12 protein-coding genes are annotated in these 20,370 nt (G+C 39.4%); all 12 read left to right on the forward strand.

The features are described from left to right. Position 1 precedes the first annotated feature (1 nt). The 12 genes from P20439_RS18035 (at position 2) to P20439_RS01375 (ending at position 20,341) form a co-directional block, all read left to right on the forward strand. Positions 2-223 (forward strand): DUF2835 family protein, encoded by a 222-nt coding sequence (locus P20439_RS18035; protein WP_016900377.1) that lies wholly within the window; start codon positions 2-4, stop codon positions 221-223. Positions 224-476: 253 nt separating this feature from the next. Continuing rightward, a complete protein-coding gene (locus P20439_RS01325) occupies positions 477-2,573 on the forward strand; it encodes a DUF1302 domain-containing protein (protein WP_008112050.1) in 2,097 nt (698 codons plus the stop codon). Between the two features lie 13 nt (positions 2,574-2,586). After that, entirely contained in the window at positions 2,587-3,951 is a 1,365-nt protein-coding gene (locus tag P20439_RS01330) for a DUF1329 domain-containing protein (RefSeq protein WP_008112052.1), read from the forward strand. A 123-nt stretch (positions 3,952-4,074) separates the two neighbouring features. Beyond that, entirely contained in the window at positions 4,075-5,070 is a 996-nt protein-coding gene (locus tag P20439_RS01335; RefSeq protein ID WP_008112054.1) for a YCF48-related protein, read from the forward strand. Then, the gene (locus P20439_RS01340) at positions 5,070-7,391 is read left to right on the forward strand and encodes an RND family transporter (RefSeq protein ID WP_008112056.1); all 2,322 of its coding nucleotides are present in this window, start codon (positions 5,070-5,072) and stop codon (positions 7,389-7,391) included. Before P20439_RS01335 ends, P20439_RS01340 begins: the two co-directional genes overlap by 1 nt. Before the next feature lie 210 nt (positions 7,392-7,601). Then, a complete protein-coding gene (locus tag P20439_RS01345) occupies positions 7,602-12,443 on the forward strand; it encodes an NAD-glutamate dehydrogenase (RefSeq protein WP_008112058.1) in 4,842 nt (1,613 codons plus the stop codon). A gap of 105 nt (positions 12,444-12,548) precedes the next feature. Continuing rightward, positions 12,549-13,559, forward strand: coding sequence for a quinone-dependent dihydroorotate dehydrogenase (gene pyrD, locus P20439_RS01350; RefSeq protein WP_008112059.1), 1,011 nt, complete (start codon positions 12,549-12,551; stop codon positions 13,557-13,559). Positions 13,560-13,690: 131 nt separating this feature from the next. Next, positions 13,691-14,221, forward strand: a complete 531-nt coding sequence (locus P20439_RS01355; RefSeq protein ID WP_008112062.1) for a cell division protein ZapC — start codon at positions 13,691-13,693, stop codon at positions 14,219-14,221. 90 nt (positions 14,222-14,311) lie between these two features. Then, on the forward strand, positions 14,312-16,429 hold the full coding sequence (gene rlmKL / locus P20439_RS01360) for a bifunctional 23S rRNA (guanine(2069)-N(7))-methyltransferase RlmK/23S rRNA (guanine(2445)-N(2))-methyltransferase RlmL (protein WP_008112064.1): 2,118 nt from the start codon (positions 14,312-14,314) through the stop codon (positions 16,427-16,429). Then, positions 16,422-16,661, forward strand: a complete 240-nt coding sequence (locus P20439_RS01365; RefSeq protein WP_008112065.1) for a glutaredoxin family protein — start codon at positions 16,422-16,424, stop codon at positions 16,659-16,661. The genes rlmKL and P20439_RS01365 overlap by 8 nt, the downstream gene beginning before the upstream one ends. A gap of 15 nt (positions 16,662-16,676) precedes the next feature. Beyond that, positions 16,677-18,590, forward strand: coding sequence for an ABC transporter ATP-binding protein (locus P20439_RS01370; RefSeq protein WP_008112067.1), 1,914 nt, complete (start codon positions 16,677-16,679; stop codon positions 18,588-18,590). An 11-nt stretch (positions 18,591-18,601) separates the two neighbouring features. Continuing rightward, a complete protein-coding gene (locus P20439_RS01375) occupies positions 18,602-20,341 on the forward strand; it encodes a DUF3466 family protein (protein ID WP_008112069.1) in 1,740 nt (579 codons plus the stop codon). Positions 20,342-20,370: the final 29 nt, after the last annotated feature.

Genomic DNA, 20,370 nt, shown 5'->3' on the forward strand with positions numbered 1-20,370 from the left:
CATGATAGAACATTATTTTTATATAAATTTGAGCTATAACGAGTGCATGGATTATTACCATGGCCGGTATAGCTCAATTCAAGTAACAGCTGATAGCGGCAAAACAATTCGTTTTGCTGCACATTATCTTCGGCCCTTCATGTCTAGTTTAGGTATTCGTGGTCGGTTTAGACTTATTTTAAGTAATGAAAACAAGTTCATCCGTCTCGAACGAGTAGCCTAGCTGTTGTTTTTTGTGATATAGATATACACAAATATTGCCTTTTTGTTAATTTCGATTTGTTCTATTGTTAATTTACGTGTATAAATTATCTGGTATGACGTCTTACCAATACGTAAACGTTAAACAAATAAAAAACTTATAACTGATTGAAGGCGACCATTTGTAATTTGTTTAATTCGCTTCTATCGTTACGATTACACTAAAAACAATAACTTGATCACACAAAAAATACCCGCGACAGGGGGGAACCAAAATGATAAGAAGATCGCTTTTTGTTAAAAATAAAATAGTACTCGGCTTAACAGCTGCGGCTATCGGTTTATCAGCAGCACAGACACAGGCTGCAACATTTGAGGTAGGCGGTTTTGATATCGCTTTCGACTCTACTTTTTCTTATGGGCAAAGTATTCGCGTAGAAGACCGTGACTTTAACCTCATTGGTAAAAGTAATAACCCATCATTTGATTGGACAGGTTATAACCCAGCAATCAATACAATTTATTCATCTCAAGATGTTTGGGCTCAACCGGGCTCTTACTCAAATAATGGTGATGCAGGCGATTTAAACTTTGATAGCGGCGAAACTTTTTCAAAGCTATTAAAAGGCACGCATGATCTATCAATAAGTAAAGATAACTACGGCTTATTTACTCGTTTTATGTACTTTTATGATTTTGAATTAATGGACGGCGATCGTGCCTACGTTAATCCAACATCAGGTCAGGGTGTAGATCCGTGTGATGATGATGATACTAAAGAGCAAAGCTGTGCTGACATTCGTTTACTTGATGCGTATGTGTGGGCAAACTTTGATTTAAATGAAGGCAAAAACCCGCTTTCTATTCGAGTTGGTCAACAAGTGGTTAACTGGGGGGAAAGTACATTAATCTCTCATGGTATTAACGTAAACCCGGTTGATATTGACCGATTAAAAGCACCAGGTGCTGAACTAAAAGAAGCGTTTATTCCGGTTGGTATGTTGTGGGCCTCATTAGGGCTTACAGAAAACATGACCTTAGAGGGCTTTTATCAATACCAATGGCATGAAACACGTTTACCAGCAGCAGGGACTTATTTTTCTACCAATGATTTTGCGGCTGAAAACGGTTATCAACAAAATGTACAGCTTGGTTTTACCTCAAATCCTGATATTGACTTAGCGTTTTTAACAGATAACTTGAATAACCTGATGGCAACTTATGGCCAAGTGGCTGCGAGCCAAGGTATTGACCCTTCAAGTGCAGCTGGACAAGAATTACTGGCCAATATGTACTTAGCGTACCCAACTAAGGTTGCCCTTAAAGGTAAAGGCTATGATGGAAAAACCGAACCTGATGATGGCGGCCAATATGGTTTACGCTTAGGCATGTTCTTACCCGAGTGGAACGATACAGAAGTGGCACTTTACCATGTAAATTACCATAGCCGTCGTCCACTTATTTCAGGTCGCGTATCTAATTTCACGCAAGCATCAATACAACAAGATTTAGCGATGATTGCCACCACAGAAATTACCTCTGATAACGTATCTGATTTAAAAGCATTTGCTAAAGCGACAAACGAATACCCTGAAGATATTAAACTTTACGGTTTAAGCTTTAACACTTCACTTGGTGAAACAGCGTTTGCTGGTGAGTTTACTTTTCGTGAAGACGAACCATTACAAATCGATGACGTAGAATTACTTTATGCAGCTATGCCTGAGCAATTAGCGATTGCCGATTTACGCACTGAATTTGCGGGTATTTCGCAAATGAGTAAAGGTGATGCTGCAAGTGTTGTAGGTCCAGGCGAGCTGGCTAAAGGTTACATTGAACGTAATACTTCACAGCTACAGTTTACGGCAACGCATTTATTCGGCCCTTCATTAGGTGCTGATAGCTGGGCAGTTGTCGGTGAAATTGGTGGTGTTCGCATCAACAATATGCCTGAATACGATGAAATGCGGTTGAATGTGTCTGGTACTGGTCGAAGCGGTATTATGCAAGGCCCAGGTAGTTCAGACTATTCTGCATTGCATATGGCTTTATCAAATGGTCCTGAGCAAAAATCGTTTGCTACGGCGTCGTCTTGGGGTTATCGCTTAATTGCCAAAGGTGATTACTTTAATATTTACAATGGTATTAACTTTTCACCTCGTTTTGTGTTCTCGCATGATGTTAATGGTAATACGCCGGACCCAATGTTCTTATTCATTGAAGATCGTAAGTCACTAGGTGCTACTATGAGCTTTAATTACCAAAATGCATGGTCTTTAGATGTAAGTTACAACTCATTTTGGGGTGGTGGCGACACCAACACTTTCTCTGACCGAGATTACGTTTCTTTTAACTTAAAATATTCTATCTAGGGGTAACATTATTATGATTAAAAAACCTACCCTCATTGCTACAGCGTTTTGTAGTTTGTTTGCAAGTCACACAGCACTGGCTAAAATTAGTCCAGAAGAAGCTGCGCGTCTAGGTAAAGACCTAAGCCCAATTGGGGCAGAAAAAGCAGCTAATGCAGATGGTTCAATCCCAGCGTGGAACGGTGGTATTACTGCTGCACCAGCAGGTTATGAGCCAGGTATGCACCACTTAGACCCTTACGCAACTGATGAAGTATTGTTTACTATAGATAAAAGCAATATTGATAAGTACAAAGAAAATTTAAGCCCAGGGCAAATAGCATTATTTGAAGCGTACCCAGATACGTTTAAAATGCCTATTTACAAAACACGTCGTTCAGCGTCATACCCACAGTTTGTATACGATGCGACAAAGAAATTTGCTACTACAGCTGAATTAGTTGAAGGCGGTAACGGGATTAAGAACACAGCAATTGGTATTCCATTTCCAATTCCTAAAACAGGTTTAGAAGCAATTTGGAACCATTTACTTCGCTATCGTGGTCAATCAATTGAGCGCTTTGGTGGTCAAGCAGCGCCAACGGCATCGGGGTCGTACAACTATGTTGGCTTTGATGAGCAACTATTAGTTAAATATTCTGATCCAAGTGCAACGCCGGCTGAACTACAAGACTCTAATATTTTGTTTAAGTTTAAACAGCAAGTGACAGAGCCAGCACGTTTGGCAGGGACCGCGTTATTGGTGCATGAAACCATGGATCAAATTTTAACGCCGCGTCAAGCGTGGACGTATAATTCAGGTCAGCGTCGTGTTCGTCGTGCACCTAATGTAGCGTATGATGCTCCGGGTACAGCAGCAGATAGCTTACGTACTACCGATGATTTTGACATGTTTAACGGCTCACCAAATCGTTATAACTGGACGCTAAAAGGCAAGCAAGAGCTTTACATCCCATACAATAGCTACAAGCTTCACAGTGATAAGCTAACCTATGATGATATTTTAAAGCCGGGCCACATCAACCCAGAGCATACACGTTATGAAAAACACCGTGTGTGGGTTGTTGAAGCGAACTTAAAAGATGACACGCGCCATATTTATAAAAAACGTGTGTTCTACATTGATGAAGACAGCTGGCAAGTACATGTTACCGATATATACGATAATCGCGACCAACTGTATCGTGTAGCAATGGCTTATGGCCTTAACTACTACGAAGTACCGACTCAGTGGAGTACGCTTGAGGTTTACCACGACCTTAACTCACGTCGCTACTTAGCCATTGGTTTAGATAACCAAGAAAAGATGTATGATTTTTCTCAGTCATTTAATGATAATGAGTTCACATCGAGCGCTTTACGTCGCGCTGGCAGATAGTATAAAAGCAGGCACCTAGTTTCCTAGGTGCTTTTTTCTTTCACATCGCGTTTGTCTATTAACGCACAGGTTTTCCTCTTTATAACAGACAAACAAATCCTCAGTTCAAGGCGAATTTAATTTATGAAGTATTTGGTCTATGCCAGCCTGATTCTAAGCGGTGCGAGTTTTGCACAAGACGCACCTTTAAGTGCGATTAGCGCGATTAATGCAGATAAAACACTCCTTACCGATATCACACAAACCTCAGCAGGGCTCATTGCTGTGGGTAAGCACGGTACGGTCATTAAAAGTGTTGATGGTAACAATTGGCAACAAGCACAATCAGTGCCTACACAAGTATTACTAACAGCGGTTGAATTTACTAATGATTCTAATGGCTGGGCATGTGGACATGACGCCACAATTATAAATACCACCGACGGTGGTGAGAACTGGCAGTTACAACAAGCAAAGCTCTCACTTGATAAACCCTGTTTAGATATTTATTTTAAAGACGATTTACATGGTTATGCCGTGGGCGCCTACGGTATGTTTTATCAAACCAGTGATGGCGGCGAACATTGGCAAAAACGCTTTTTAGATTCACTGTTATTTAGTGAAGATAGAGCGTACTTAAACGATTTAAAACAAACCGATCCTGAGGGTTACGAAATAGAAACCTCGTCTATATTACCTCACTTTAATCGCATTGAACCGACTAGTTCGGGTTTAATGCTAGTGGGAGAGATGGGCTTAATGGCAAAAAGTGATGACGATGGCCAAACTTGGCAACGTTTAGATGAAATTTACCCTGGCTCGTTTTTTGGTTTTGCTTTTGATTCATCGCAACAAATCGTCGCAGGGCTACGCGGTAATATTTTCGTAAATAAAACCGACAGTGGACAATGGCAGCATTTAGAAAATGACAAAACCGCCACTATTAATAGCATTATCAACTACAACAATAAACAATGGCTATTACTGGCTAATAGCGGTGTTATTTTTCATCTAAAAGATGATGAGTTGTCATACGAGCAATTGGCCGATGGTAAGGCAATACTTGATGGTGTAATTGTTAAAGATAGACTTATTCTGGCGACAGAAAATGGCATTAAAGTGAAGGAGTTGACCCCTTAATGCAAGCAATTTTAGATTTCTTAGAAAAAGCGATTTTTAGACACCGCTTAGTGGTGCTCATAAGTTTTGTGTTGATCACCTGTTTATTGGTTTTTAAAGCAACACAGATTCAACTTGATGCGTCATTTAATAAAAATATCCCGCTCAATCATGAATACATGAAGGTATACACTAAACATGAGAAACAGTTTGGTGGCGCTAATAGTATTTTAATTTCAGTATGTGATGACAGTGGTGATATTTTTAACCCTGAATTTTTTACTCAATTAAAAGCTGTGCATGACCAACTTTACTTTATTCCAGGAGTAAATCGTCCCTTAGTAAATTCAATTTTTTCACCTAGTGCTCGCTTTGTTGAAGTCGTTGAAGATGGCTTTGCTGGCGGGCCTATTATACCAGCCAACTTTAAAGCCGATAAGCAAGGCTTAGGAATTGTTAAAGAGAACATTGAAAAGGCCAAAGTAGTGGGTCGTATGATAGCAAGCGATTATTCGTGTGCCATGGTCACCGCCCAACTGTTAGAGACTGATCCGCAAACACAAGAAAAATTAGACACTCTCGCTTTTGCAAAAAAATTAGAAAGCGAAATTCGTGAGCCTCTAAGTACCGAAAAGATCAGTATTCATATTATTGGTTTTGCAAAAATGGCCGGCGATATAGCCGAGGGCGCAAAAGGGGTTGTATTATTTTTTGCCATTGCAATTGCGTTTACTTTTGTCATGGTATGGCTATTTTGTGGCAGCTTAAAACTTACTATCTTACCGATTGTGTGTTCAATTATTGCGGTAATTTGGCAGTTAGGATTGCTTTCTAGCTTAGGCTTCGGTCTTGATCCTATGTCTATCTTAGTGCCATTTTTAGTGTTCGCTATTGGCGTAAGCCACGGTGTGCAGATGATTAATGCCATTGGTAAAAAGGTTGCTGAAGGTAAGTCTACAGCAATATGTTGCCAATCAAGCTTTAGGGCTTTACTTGTGCCTGGCGGGATTGCGTTGTTATCTGATACGGTTGGCTTTTTAACCCTATTAACCATTGATATCGGTATTATTCGTGAACTTGCTATTACTGCGAGTTTAGGTGTGGCAGTGATTATATTTACTAACCTTATTTTATTGCCTGTATGGGCATCGTATATGCGCTTTGAAAACAGCATCCATATTCAATCAGGTGATGCTAATAAACCGAACATACTCGATGCAATGCGCGATTTGTTGGTTAAAGCAACCGACCCAAAAACAGCAAAAATCATTATTGGTTTCACTCTGGTTTTATTTGCACTGGGCTATTGGCAAGCAGACAAAATGCGTATTGGTGATTTACATGCTGGGGCACCATCATTGCACCAAGATGCACGTTATAACCAAGATACCTTTTTAATATCGGACAAATACACCATTTCGTCTGATATTTTAAAAGTGATTGTGGAAGCATACCCTGCGGCCTGTACAGAGCACGATGTAATGGAACGTATATCGCGTTTTCAATATAAAGTTGAAAACTTAGCGGGCGTGCAGTCAGCGGTGAGCCTGAGCTCAGTGGCACAATCAGTCAATGCCGGTTACAACGAGGGCAATTTAAAGTGGCAAAGTTTGCCGCGCAATTCTGCCAGCTTAGTGCAATCAACGTCACGTGTAGAAACCAGTACAGGGTTATTAAACGGTGATTGTTCGGTAATGCCGGTGATTATATTTTTAGACGATCACAAAGCACAAACAATTGATAACGTGATTGCAAAAGTAAAACAATTTGCCGATGAAGAGGGCACAGATAAACTTGCCTTTAAATTGGCATCAGGGCCAGTTGGTGTTATGGCGGCAACAAATGAGTCTGTTTCAGCAGCGCAAATACCCATGATGCTCTATGTTTACGGTGCGGTTATTATTTTATGCTTACTTAGTTTTAAGAGTGTAAAAGCAACAATTGCGGTGGTATTACCCTTGTACATAGTATCAACCCTTGCACAAGCATTGATGGTACAGCTTGAGATTGGTCTGACTGTTTCAACGTTACCAGTGATTGCTCTGGGTGTAGGTATTGGTGTTGATTACGGTATTTATATTTTGTCATCGATGATGGGGCAGTTAAAACAAAACGTACCATTGAGTATTGCTTATCGTAATGCATTAGTTGAACGTGGTAGTGCGGTGTTATTTACCGGTATTACATTAGCGATTGGTGTAAGTACGTGGATTTTTTCTGATTTGAAGTTCCAAGTTGATATGGGAATTCTGCTTACCTTCATGTTTTTAGTAAATATGTTGGGCGCAGTGTTACTTTTACCTGCAATTGGCAGCTTGCTCTGGACTGACCAGAAAAAATAAGGTGAATAAATTTGCTCCAAAATGGCCAGTAATGGCCATTTATATCTATATTTTGTGAATAGATGACCAAATAGCTGAAATGCTTAAAATGTTTTCATCGAAAAGGCTGTTTATTAGTTTCAAAAGGGTTAGAATTTAACTGACTCCACGCTAATAAATGGCTGTACAAATACTCTGCTAAACTAGCAGTGATAGATTAAGGAACATACAATGACACGAAATGAAGGCCAAGCCTCGGTTATTTTAGATAACGTCTGTAAGCTTATCCAGAAAAAAGTTCGCGCTGATAATGTGTTACTCGTTGAGAAATTCGCCAAAGCCTTGTACAGCAATATGTCTAAAGAGGATTTGGCAAATCGCAACGACAGTGACTTATATGGTGCTGCACTTAGCCTTTGGAATTCGCTAGAAAAAAATACATCAGATGACGCAGTTATTCGCGTTTTCAACCCTGAAGTGGCAAAAGATGGCTGGCAGTCATCGCATACCATTGTAGAGATCATTGCTAAAGATATGCCATTTTTAGTTGACTCTGTGCGTATGGCCATGACACGAGAAAACATTGCCTCTCACTTACTTCTACATAGCCCACTGAAAATTCAACGGGATAAAAACGATAAAATATCAGGGTTATCAAGCTTAAAAGCAGAGCAAGAATCAACATCAACAAAAACAGTATTCTTCATAGAAATTGACCGTCAAACAGATGCTACTGTTATTGAGTCTTTCAAAAAAGAACTTGAATCTGTACTCGTTGATGTATCGGTTGCGGTTGAAGATTGGCAGCCTATTCGCGAAAAACTAATCGCAGTTAGCAAAAGCTTACCTAAAAGCCACAAAGATAAAAATGATAACGAAATAAATGAAACCGTTGAGTTCTTAGATTGGCTAGTAAAAGACAACTTTACATTAATGGGTTACCGCCAATATGAGCTTTCGCCAGTCCAAGGTGATTATCAATTAAAAGGTAAAATGGATACCAGCTTAGGGTTAATGAAAAACTCAGATGCTGAGCATACACGTTTGCTTTCTGAGTTACCTGAAGTGGCTCGTCAAGAAGCACGTAGTAGTAACTTATTAATTTTAACAAAAACCAATTCATTATCTCGAGTTCATCGCCCAGCCTATATTGATTATGTGGGTGTTAAGCGTTTTGATGACAAAGGTAATGTGATTGGTGAAGACCGTTTTATAGGTTTATTCTCATCTAACTTTTATAACAACAGCGCTGCTGATGTCCCGGTTCTTAAAAGCAAGATTAATCGCATTATGGATATGTGTGATTTTGCTAAGGGTACACATGCATACAAAGCGGTATTAAACATCTTAGAAACCTACCCACGTGACGAATTAGTGCAAGCTCGCGAACATGAGCTACTTGAAGTTGCTATGGGCGTGTTACAAATTCAAGAACGCGACATGTGTCGTTTATTTGTTCGCAAAGATGCATACGGTCGCTTCCTATCTTGTATGGTGTATGTACCACGTGAACGTTATAACACGGCGCTGCGCCGCGAAACGCAAGCTATTTTAGCTAACGCATTTAATTCTGACGTTAAAGTCGAATTTACTACCTATTTCTCTGAGTCTACACTGGCGCGTACCCATTACACTGTTCGTGTGACCGACAACAATATTGAATATAACGTGAAAGACATAGAAAACAACCTAATAGAAGCCGCTCGTACTTGGGAAGACAAATTACAATCAGCCTTACTTGAATCTGCTGGTGAGGCCCGTGGTAATGAATTAAACCGTAAATATTGCAATGCCTTTGCACGCTCATACAAAGAAGAAGTATTACCTAGCGCTGCAGTGGTCGATATTGAAAAGCTAGAAATGCTAAGCGATGATAATAAGTTAGAAATGTTGTTCTATCGTCCACAAGAAGAAGCAAGCAGCAATATTGTGCGTTTAAGCTTATTCCATAAAGATGAACCAATTCATTTATCTGATGTTATGCCAATGCTTGAAAACTTTGGTCTACGTGTTGTAGGTGAAACGCCATACTCGGTTAAAACCAGTGATGGTGGCGTAAATTGGGTCATGGACTTCTCTATGCTAATTGATAGCAAAGGGATGGCTGATTTTGATAAGATCTCTGCACGTTTTCGTGCTGCGTTAACCAGTGTATGGGCAAACCGCTTAGAAAACGATGGCTTTAACCGTCTTGTGTTAATGGGTGGTTTAACGGGTCGTGAATCTTCAATTTTACGTGCATACGCAAAATACATGCGCCAAATTGGGGTCACTTTCTCGCAAACGTATATTGAAAGCACCTTTGCGAATTACCCGCATATTGCCGCTAAAATTGTAAACTTATTCTCTAAAAAGTTCTCTGTAAAAAGCCCTGCAAGTGCTAAAACGCTTGAAAAGCTAGGCTTGGAAATTTACGCAGAGTTAGAAAACGTTGCCAACCTTGATGATGATCGTATTATCCGTTTATACGTTGATATGATTGTTGCCACACTGCGTACTAACTACTTCCAAAAAGATGCTGAAGGCAAATTTAAGTCTTACATCTCACTTAAAATTCAGCCAAGTTTAATTCCAGAAGTCCCACTACCTGTTCCAGCGTTTGAGATATTTGTTTATTCTCCACGTGTTGAAGGTGTGCATTTACGTTTTGGTAAAGTTGCCCGTGGTGGGTTGCGTTGGTCAGATCGCCGAGAAGATTTCCGTACAGAAGTACTTGGCTTAGTAAAAGCGCAACAAGTAAAAAATACCGTTATTGTACCGGTAGGTTCTAAAGGTGGATTTGTATGTAAACAACTACCTAGTGAACGTGAAGCGTTTATTAAAGAAGGCCAAGAATGTTATAAAATCTTCATTCGTGGTTTATTAGACATTACAGATAATATTGACCGCGGTGAAATAGTACCTGCTGTTGATGTTACTCGTCATGATGAAGACGATGCGTACCTAGTAGTAGCAGCGGATAAAGGCACAGCAACATTCTCTGACATTGCCAATGGCATCGCAAACGAATATAACTTCTGGCTAGGTGATGCGTTTGCATCAGGTGGTTCAGTAGGTTATGACCATAAAAAAATGGGTATCACAGCGCGTGGTGCATGGGAGTCTGTTAAACGTCATTTCCGTGAAATGGATATTAACTGCCAAACAACAGACTTTACAGCAGTTGCTATCGGCGACATGGCCGGTGACGTATTTGGTAATGGTATGCTGTTATCAAAGCATATTCGCTTGCAAGTGGCATTTAATCACTTACATATTTTCGTTGATCCAAACCCAGATGCAGCAGCTTCTTACCCAGAGCGTGAACGTTTATTTAAATTACCACGTTCATCATGGGAAGATTACAATAAAGAGTTAATCTCAAGCGGTGGTGGTATCTTCTCGCGTGCTGCTAAGTCGATTACGCTGACCCCTGAAATGAAAAAGATGTTAGGCACTAAAAAAGCCAGCATGACGCCAAATGAGTTGATCAAAGCATCATTAATGATGAACTATGATTTATTGTGGAATGGCGGTATCGGTACTTACATTAAGCATTCTAAAGAAACTGATGCCGATGTTGGGGATCGTGCAAACGATGCGCTGCGCATAAATGGTAAAGACCTTGGTGCTAAAGTATTTGGTGAAGGTGGTAACTTAGGTGCAACCCAACTAGGTCGTATTGAGTTTGCAACTCAAGGCGGTCGCGTAAATACTGACTTTATCGATAACGTAGGTGGGGTTGCGTGTTCAGATAACGAAGTAAATATTAAAATTTTACTCAATGGTTTAGTTGCGGAAGGCGACTTAACGCGTAAGCAACGTGACGAACTACTTTATTCAATGACTGATGAAGTGTCTGAATTAGTACTTAAAGATTGTTATCGTCAAACGCACACTTTATCGATTACTCAATCGAAAGGAACCTCTACGCTTAAAGAAAAAGTACGCTTTATCCATGCGCTTGAAAAAGATGGCAAGCTAGACCGTGCAATTGAGTTTATTCCTACTGATGAAGAGCTGGCAGAACGCGCCGCCGCAGGTAAAGATTTAACGCGCCCTGAGTTATCTGTATTGGTTTCTTATGCGAAAATGGTGCTCAAAGAGTCATTAGTCACTGATGAAATTACAGAAAACCCGTATTACCGTCAGTTATTAGTTAAATCATTCCCGCGTCCATTACGTGAGAAATTTAATGATGCAATGGATAATCATCCGCTACGCAAAGAGATTATTGCCACTAAGTTAGCAAATAATATTGTTAATGATATGGGCTTAAACTTTATGGTGCGTATGAATGAAGAAACCGGTGCAAATGAAGCTGAAATTGCATTGTGTTACTCAATCGCAAGTGAAATTTTCCAAATGCGTGAAACATGGTTATCTATTAGTGATCTTGATAATAAGATACCATCAAGCGTACAAACAGAAATGTTATACCAATTACGCCGTACAGTTCGCCGTGCAACACGTTGGTTCCTGCGTCATCGCACCAAAGCACAATCAATTGAGCAAGCGATCGAAATATTCTCACCAACATTTGCAGATTTAAGTGAAAACTTAACTAAATACATCGTTAAAACAGAAAGCGATCGTATTGTAAGTGCGCGTGAAGAACTAACGCAAAGCGGTGTACGTGCTGATATTGCACAGCGTATTGTATCGTTATCAAGCTTATTCTCGGTAATGGATTTAACGCAAATTGCACAAAACTCTAATCGTAAAATCGATATGGTGTCGCACACTTACTTTAAATTAGGTGCGCAAATGGGACTACATTGGTTCTTAGATCAAATCACTAATCAACCGGTTTCTAACCATTGGCAGGCATTAGCGCGTGCGTCATATCGTGAAGAGTTAGATTGGCAGCAACGCACCTTGTCAGAAGTTGTATTAAACAGCTTTGAAGGTGAAAACAGTGATGTAGATGGCCAAATTGAACAATGGATGGATAGTCAAGATCTGTTGCTTCAACGTTGGAAGCAAATGCTGACAGAGTTTAAAACATCGCAAAGCCATGATTTTGCAAAGTTTTCTGTCGCATTAAGAGAGCTTATGTTGCTTGGTCACAATTGTGATACATCAGCAAAGTAACAAACTGCTATTGATTAAAACTAATCGTTAAACAGTTTTTGTTATATAATACCTCAGCCTTGTCTGAGGTATTTTTTTGTCTACAATTTTAAGAGGATTATATTCATGTTCTACGATTTAGCTCGCCGTTTTATGTTTACCCGTGATGCGGAGTGGGCACATGATTTTGCTCTTAACAACTTACGTCGCTTTGCTAACACACCATTAAGTGCGGCATGGGCACAAAGTGTTGCTAATAAGCCGGTAAATTTTTTAGGTTTGGAATTTAAAAACCCAGTAGGACTTGCTGCAGGCCTAGATAAAAACGCCGAGTGTATCGATGCCTTTGCCCAAATGGGCTTTGGTTTTGTTGAAGTGGGTACAGTAACACCGCGTCCTCAAGCGGGTAACGATAAGCCTCGTATGTTTAGATTGCCACAGTCAAATGCGATAATTAATCGTATGGGCTTTAATAACAAAGGTGTTGATAATTTAGTTAATAATGTAAAAGCAGCTAAGTACGATGGCATTTTAGGTATTAATATCGGCAAAAATAAAGATACCCCAAATGAGCAGGGTAAAGACGACTACATTCACTGTATGCGAAAAGTGTTTGAGCATGCATCCTATATTACTGTAAACATTTCATCACCCAATACACCGGGCCTACGAGACCTACAATATGGCGCAGCATTAGATGATTTATTGCAAAGTCTAAAAAATGAACAGCTTGATTTAATTGCAAAGCATAATAAACAAGTGCCTATGCTGGTTAAAATTGCACCAGACTTAGATCCAATTCAAATTGAACAAGTCAGTGAGTCATTATTAAATAATAAAATTGATGGTGTTATAGCCACAAATACCACCTTAGAGCGCAGTTTAGTTCAAGGTCAGCAATATGCTGATGAGGCAGGCGGTTTATCCGGTGCGCCAGTTAGAGAGCGTTCAACCCATGTTGTTTCTGAAATCAAGCGCTTAACAAATAATCAGTTACCTATTATTGGTGTGGGTGGTATTGATGACGCTCAATCAGCAAAAGAAAAGTTTGATGCGGGTGCAGATTTAGTCCAAGTTTATACCGGTTTTATATACAAAGGACCGCAATTGGTAAAGTCGATCATTAACCACTTATAAGGATCAGTTATGTAAGCTTTTGATCGTTCGATAAATGTTCTAAAAAGACGTTTTAAAAATGGTCAAAAGCAGCTATACTCTAAGCTTATTGTCTTATTTTATTTTTTTAAGTACTAAGTAGGGAGGAGCAAATGTTACAAGCGTCAAAGCAATGGCAATGGATAGCATGCGCTGAGAAAAACCGCTTACTGCTTGATTTAAATGACGATATGCAACTTTGCACACCTTATAAGCTTAGACAATTAACTGATTGCGCTTTTAAAAATCCTTACTTCAGCCTTGAAGATGCGGCTTTTTATGAGCAAGTCTATTATTATCTTGAGCAGTTTAATTTATGGAACTCTGCTCAGTTATGCCAAATAGCCCTTAATGCAACGGCAGTTAAATTTCAACTAAAGCCTGTGTTAGCAAAAAGTTGGTTTTTTAAACCATATACCGGTAGTACGCCCAGTACTGAAGCGGTTATAAACTTAAGCTCTGAGTCACAAACAGGTGAGTTCTTAATTGTAGAGCATTGCCCTGATGCTTCTGTTTGTATAAATTTAAGCGAAACTTTTGCACTTGACGGCAATTTATCACTTGCCCAGTTTGAAGTGATCCGCGTATTAAACAATCGTGTTTTCCCCCTCATTACCTCACAGTACGATAGTCAAACAGCTTAGCCTAATTTAGTCTCTAGGGCTTGTTTATGGCGTATTTGTACGCAAACCTATGTTATAATCCCGCGCAATTAGCTATTAAGGGTTTTTACTTTGCAATTTATCGCACTTACTTCTATCGGAATCGAAAATTTATTGGTTGATGAACTTACAGAACTTGGCGCTACGGTGTCAAAACAAACTGTGGGTTCTGTTCGCTTTGAGGCTGACTCATTGCTAGCGCAAAAGGTGTGTTTATCAACACGCTTTGCTACGCGTGTACTTATGCTTATTGAAGAAAAAGAAGGCGTAAATGACAAAGACAGCTTGTATAAATTTGCACGCTTGCAACCTTGGCAAGAGTGGTTTGGTCCAACACAAACTTTTGCAGTTGACTTTAATGGCACAAACGATTCACTTAAAAATACCCAATTTTCAGGTCTAGTGATTAAAGATGCCATTGTTGATTACTTTAACGATTTATTTGAACAGCGCCCAAATGTTGATAAGCAAGATGCCAATGTGCGAGTAGTTGCCCGTTTAAATCGTCACGGTGTTTCACTTTATATTGATTACTCAGGGCCGCGTTTATCAGAGCGTGGATACCGCCAAGGCCAAGGTAAAGCACCAATTAAAGAGCATTTAGCTGCGGCAATAATAAAACGCAGTGGCTGGCTTGAAAATGTCAATCAACCGCTATTCGATCCATGTTGTGGCGCTGGTACTATTTTAATTGAAGCGGCGGGTATGGCACGTAATGAAGCGCCTGGATTATTCCGTGAAGGGTTTGCGTTTGAGCGTTTACCTAGCTTTAGAGTGGCAAAATTCAAAGAACTTAAAGAGCAGCTTTTAGCGAATATTACTGATCCTAAATTATGGCTAATTGGCCATGATTACGATGCACAAGTACTTGATAAAGCGATTGCCAATGCAAAACGCGCCGAGCTTGATACGGTGATTAAATTTAAGCAAAGCGATGCGACAAAACTGACGAGCGTTGCAAAATTACCGGGTGTTGTTATTTCAAACTTACCTTATGGTGAGCGTATTGGTTCTATGGCTGAACTTGTAAACTTGCATCGTAGTTTAGGTGTTGGTTTTAAAAAGCACTTTAATCATTGGAAGCTCGCTCTACTGGGCATGGATGAAAGCCTGTTTAAATTACTTAAATTAGTGAAGCAAAAACGCTATAAATTTAAAAATGGCCCCCTTGATGTTGAATTAAACCTGTATCAGCTTGATGACAAGCAAGTCAGCCTTACCTCTGATGACAAACCCGCTTTAAACTTCGAAGGCTCGATGGCATTTGCTAATCGCCTGAAAAAGAACAAGCAAGGCTTAAAAAATTGGCTTAAGCAAAATCAAGTCCATGCGTATCGTGTTTACGATGCAGATATTCCTGAATACAACGTTGCGGTTGATATTTATGGTGATTCAGCGGTTATTTTTGAATACGCAGCACCGAAAGAGATTGATGAAAAAACCTCTGAGAAGCGTTTACAAGATGTTATTAGCTTGACAGCACAACAACTTGATATTGCACCTGAAAACATTGCTGTAAAAGTACGTAAAAAGCAAAAAGGTGAAGAGCAATATACACCCATGGCTAAGCAAAATAGAACCATGGTAGTAGAAGAGTTTGGTGCTAAGTTTAAAGTTAATTTATTTGACTACTTAGACACGGGGCTATTTTTAGATCATCGCCTTGCACGTCGTTACATTCAAGAAAACGCAAAAGATAAGCGCTTTTTGAACCTGTTTGCATACACAGGAACCGCCTCAGTTCATGCAGCCATTGGTGGCGCAAAAGCGATTACTACCGTTGATTTATCTAAAACCTACTTAAAGTGGGGTCAAGATAACTTTGCGCTTAACGATATTAGCAATACACGTTATCGTTTTGAGCAAGCAGATTGTTTAAAATGGCTAGAGTATGCACAAGGGCAGTATGACCTGATCTTTTTAGATCCGCCTACTTTTTCAAATTCTAAACGAATGAAAGACGCGTTTGATGTGCAAAACGACCACATTAAGCTGTTAACTTGGGTTAAAAAAATATTGAGCCCATCGGGTACGCTAATATTCTCTAATAATAAACGCGGTTTTGTAATGGATGAAGTTGGCTTGATGGGGTTAGGGTTAAAAGCAGAAAATATTTCTGAAAAAACCTTATCTCCTGACTTTAAACGAAATAAAAAAATTCATAATAGCTGGTTAATTAAACATGGCTAAGTGGATTTTATATCACACCGACGGCTGCCACTTGTGCGAGCAAGCAGAGCAGCTGTTAAAACCGTTACTTTCATCAACCGATGAATTACAACTTATTGATATTATGAGCGATGACGCATTAATTTTAGAGTATCAAATAAGCATTCCGGTTTTAAAAAATCAACAAGGCCAACAATTATTTTGGCCTTTTACTGCACCTCAGGCGCAGCAGTTTTTAGCGCAAGCAGAATAAGAGTAAAGATTAACTATGGATTTAATTAGAATTTCAAAAGCACAATTAGCTTACGGTACACACCCATTACTTGATAATGCAGATGCAGTAATCGAAAGTGGCGAACGTGTGTGTATTGTAGGTCGCAATGGTGCAGGTAAATCAACGCTTTTAAAAGTACTCGACGGTCAAGTAATACTTGATGATGGCGAAATAAACCAAGTTGGTAGTTTAAAAATATCGCGTTTAGAGCAAGATCCACCTAAAGGGGCAAGTGGCACTGTATTTGATTACGTTGCCCAAGGTATGCCCGAAATTGCTAACTTACTCATTGATTTTCATCATGTAAGCACACAATTGCAAACAGATTGCACTGATCAACTATTAAATAAATTAGAGCGTTTATCTAATAAATTAGAGGCGGCAGATGGCTGGCGTTTTGATAGCCGAATTCAGCTTGTACTTACTCAATTAGAGCTAACTCCTGATGCGAAACTTGAGTCGCTTTCTGGTGGTTGGTTACGTAAAGTTGCATTAGCGCGTGCTTTAGTGAGTGAGCCTGATTTATTACTGCTCGATGAGCCTACTAACCACTTGGATATGACAAGTGTAATGTGGTTAGAGCAATTTCTAAAAGAATTTAAAGGCGGCATTGTATTTATATCTCATGACCGTGCATTTATTCGAGCTGTTGCTACACGTATTTTAGATTTAGATCGCGGTAAGCTAATTTCTTATCCTGGTGATTATGCCACTTATTTAGAACAAAAAGCGCATGATTTAAAAGTAGAAGAAACACAAAATGCATTGTTCGATAAACGTTTAGCGGAAGAAGAGGCATGGATCCGCCAGGGTGTTAAAGCCCGTCGTACTCGTAACGAAGGCCGTGTTCGTGAGCTGAAACAATTACGTAATGAACGCAAACAGCGTGTGGATCAGGTAGGCAAAACTGATTTCAATATTGAAACAGCCGATCGTTCAGGTAAGTTAGTATTTGAAGCGAAACACTTAAATCATGCATTTAAAGACAAAGTGATAGCTGATGACTTCTCTACCTTAGTAATGCGTGGCGACCGTATCGGCTTGGTAGGCCCTAACGGCATAGGTAAAACAACGCTATTAAAATTACTATTTGGCGATTTAAAAGCAGACAGTGGTGAAATAAAGCAAGGTGTTAATTTAGAGTTTGCTTATTTCGATCAGTACCGTGAAAAACTTGATGAAGAAGCGACCGTTCAAGATAACGTTGCTGAAGGTAAGCAAGAGGTGATGATGGGCGGGCGCTCACGTCATGTGTTAGGCTATTTACAAGACTTTTTATTCCCGCCGGCACGCGCTCGCACACCGGTAAAAGCACTTTCAGGTGGTGAAAAAAACAGGTTGTTATTAGCCAAACTATTTTTGAAACCTTCAAATATATTAGTGCTTGATGAGCCAACAAATGACCTAGATATAGAAACATTAGAACTCCTTGAAGATATTATTAATCAATATCAAGGTACTGTGCTGATTGTTAGCCATGACCGAGAGTTTATTGATAATACCTGTTCGAGTGTTTGGGCATTTGAAGGGAACGGCAAAGTCACTGATATAGTTGGCGGCTACAGTGATTATGAAGCGTATACCAACTATTTAGCAGAGCAGCAAAAGCAGCAGCAACAGCAGCCAGTAAAAAAAGTTGAAAAAACAGAGCCAACGCCAGTTAAAAGCAATAACAAAGCAAATAAACTCTCTTACAAATTAAAACTTGAACTAGAGCAACTACCTAATAAAATGGAACAACTTGAAGCTGAGCTTGAAAAACAACAAGAACGAGTAAGTCACGAAGATTTTTTCAAGCAAGACAGTGATATAACAGCCAAGGAATTGAACCATTTAGCCCAACTTGAGTCTGACCTTGAAGCCGCTTTTGAGCGTTGGGAAGAACTTGAAGAATTAAAGAATCAGTAGTAAGGAATAAAATGAAATATAAATTACTCGCGGCCAGTGTTTTAGCAACACTGAGTACATCGGCATTAAGTGCAACCTATGCGTTAACGGAGTTAGGTAACTTTGAAAACGCAAAACATACTTATGTTACCGATGTGAGTGAAAACGGACATGTCATTGGGCTTGCTAATGGCTTATACAATATCCCAATTGATATTAGTTATATTGATTTTACCGATAGTTTAATTAATAACGCTTACAGAAATGAAGTAAATTCATTTGAACTAAGTGATAAAGAAATTACGTTTACACTTGGTGATATCGAAAACAACGACGCTATTTATACCAATGCTGATGCGCATACTTTTATGGTTCGTTTTTTGTCAAACTTATCTACTAACTTTGAATACCAAAAAATTAGCTCTATTGTTGCTACAAATTACAGCAGTGGTGTAATAACAGAGCAATCTTTATTTGATGTTGCTTCAGTTGATTATGACGGATTAACGCGCTCGACTAGCAACTTTTATAATGCAGTTGCACAGGACGGTACTACCGTGGGTTGGGGCAGTGCACCGTTTGATAAAATCACTTTTACACCAGATGGTGAAACAGTTGAAGAAACTTGGTTTACCCGAGAGTTTATAGAGCGTGGTATTTTAATTTCTGAGGGCGGCGTAGAAGTGCCACTTGTTCCAGAATTTACTGAACATGGTGGGACGAGTAAAGCGTCTGATATTGTTGCCACTGACACAGGTTATATTGTTGTTGGTAATGTTTCAGTTAGTATTCCGACTGAAAGACAAACTACAATTACTGATAATTGTGATGGCCTTGATGAGCCAGTAATGGCTTGTATTGAATCACTGAATAGTCGAAGTACGCGTGGTTTATTCAATAAAACAGCGGTTAAATGGACTCTAGATAGTGCTTTTAATGTCACTTCAACAGAGCTGTTAGGTCTAGCGCTTACTCCAAAAGAAGACGAAGACAATAATCCGTTTATTAGTAACGCCTTAGCGGTTAACAAAAATGGCGTTGCAGTCGGTTTTTCTAACACCCGTTATTTTGATCGCGATGCGACTATTTTAACTATGCCAACGTATTTTAAAGACGGTGAAGTGGTTGATTTTATAAACCAGCAAGATGATTGGCAAGCAGGTAAAGCATTTGCAATCAATGATAATGACATTATTGCAGGTTATGCTACTAAACGTATTGAAGGTTCCTTAAGAAACAAACTTTTCTACCATGATATAAATACAAACACGACCGTGTTCCCTGAAGATTATTTTATTAGCTCAAGCTCATATGCAAATGATATTAATAATCAAGGTTACATTGTAGGTGAAGGTGATGTTGGTGAAACAGCGAGTTCAAGACGCTCTGAAGCATTTATTTATAAAATTGGTGATGACAAAATCACTAACTTGAATACTCTACTACCGTGTTATGACAGTGATGGTGAAACTAGTTTTAGTTATAAAATGGTCGAAGCGAAATCAATTAATGAAAGCAACGAAGTATTCGGTGTGGCAACTAAAACGGTTGAAAAACTAAACTCACTAGGCGAAGTCGTAACCGACATTAATGGCAATATTCAATATGAAAGTGTTGCAGTGGCGGTAAAGCTTTCGCCTATCCCTAATGGTGAAGTTGAAAACTGTAAAGCCCCAGATGCAGAGTTTTATGAACGTAGCTCAGCCAGTTTTTCATGGTTTGGTTTATTACTGCTACCTTTAGTTGGATTAAGACGCGTTTATCGTTTCTAATTACAGCTATTCGTTTATAAAAAAACCAA

The organism is Pseudoalteromonas sp. BSi20439, assembly GCF_000241165.1.
Classification (GTDB): Bacteria; Pseudomonadota; Gammaproteobacteria; order Enterobacterales; family Alteromonadaceae; genus Pseudoalteromonas.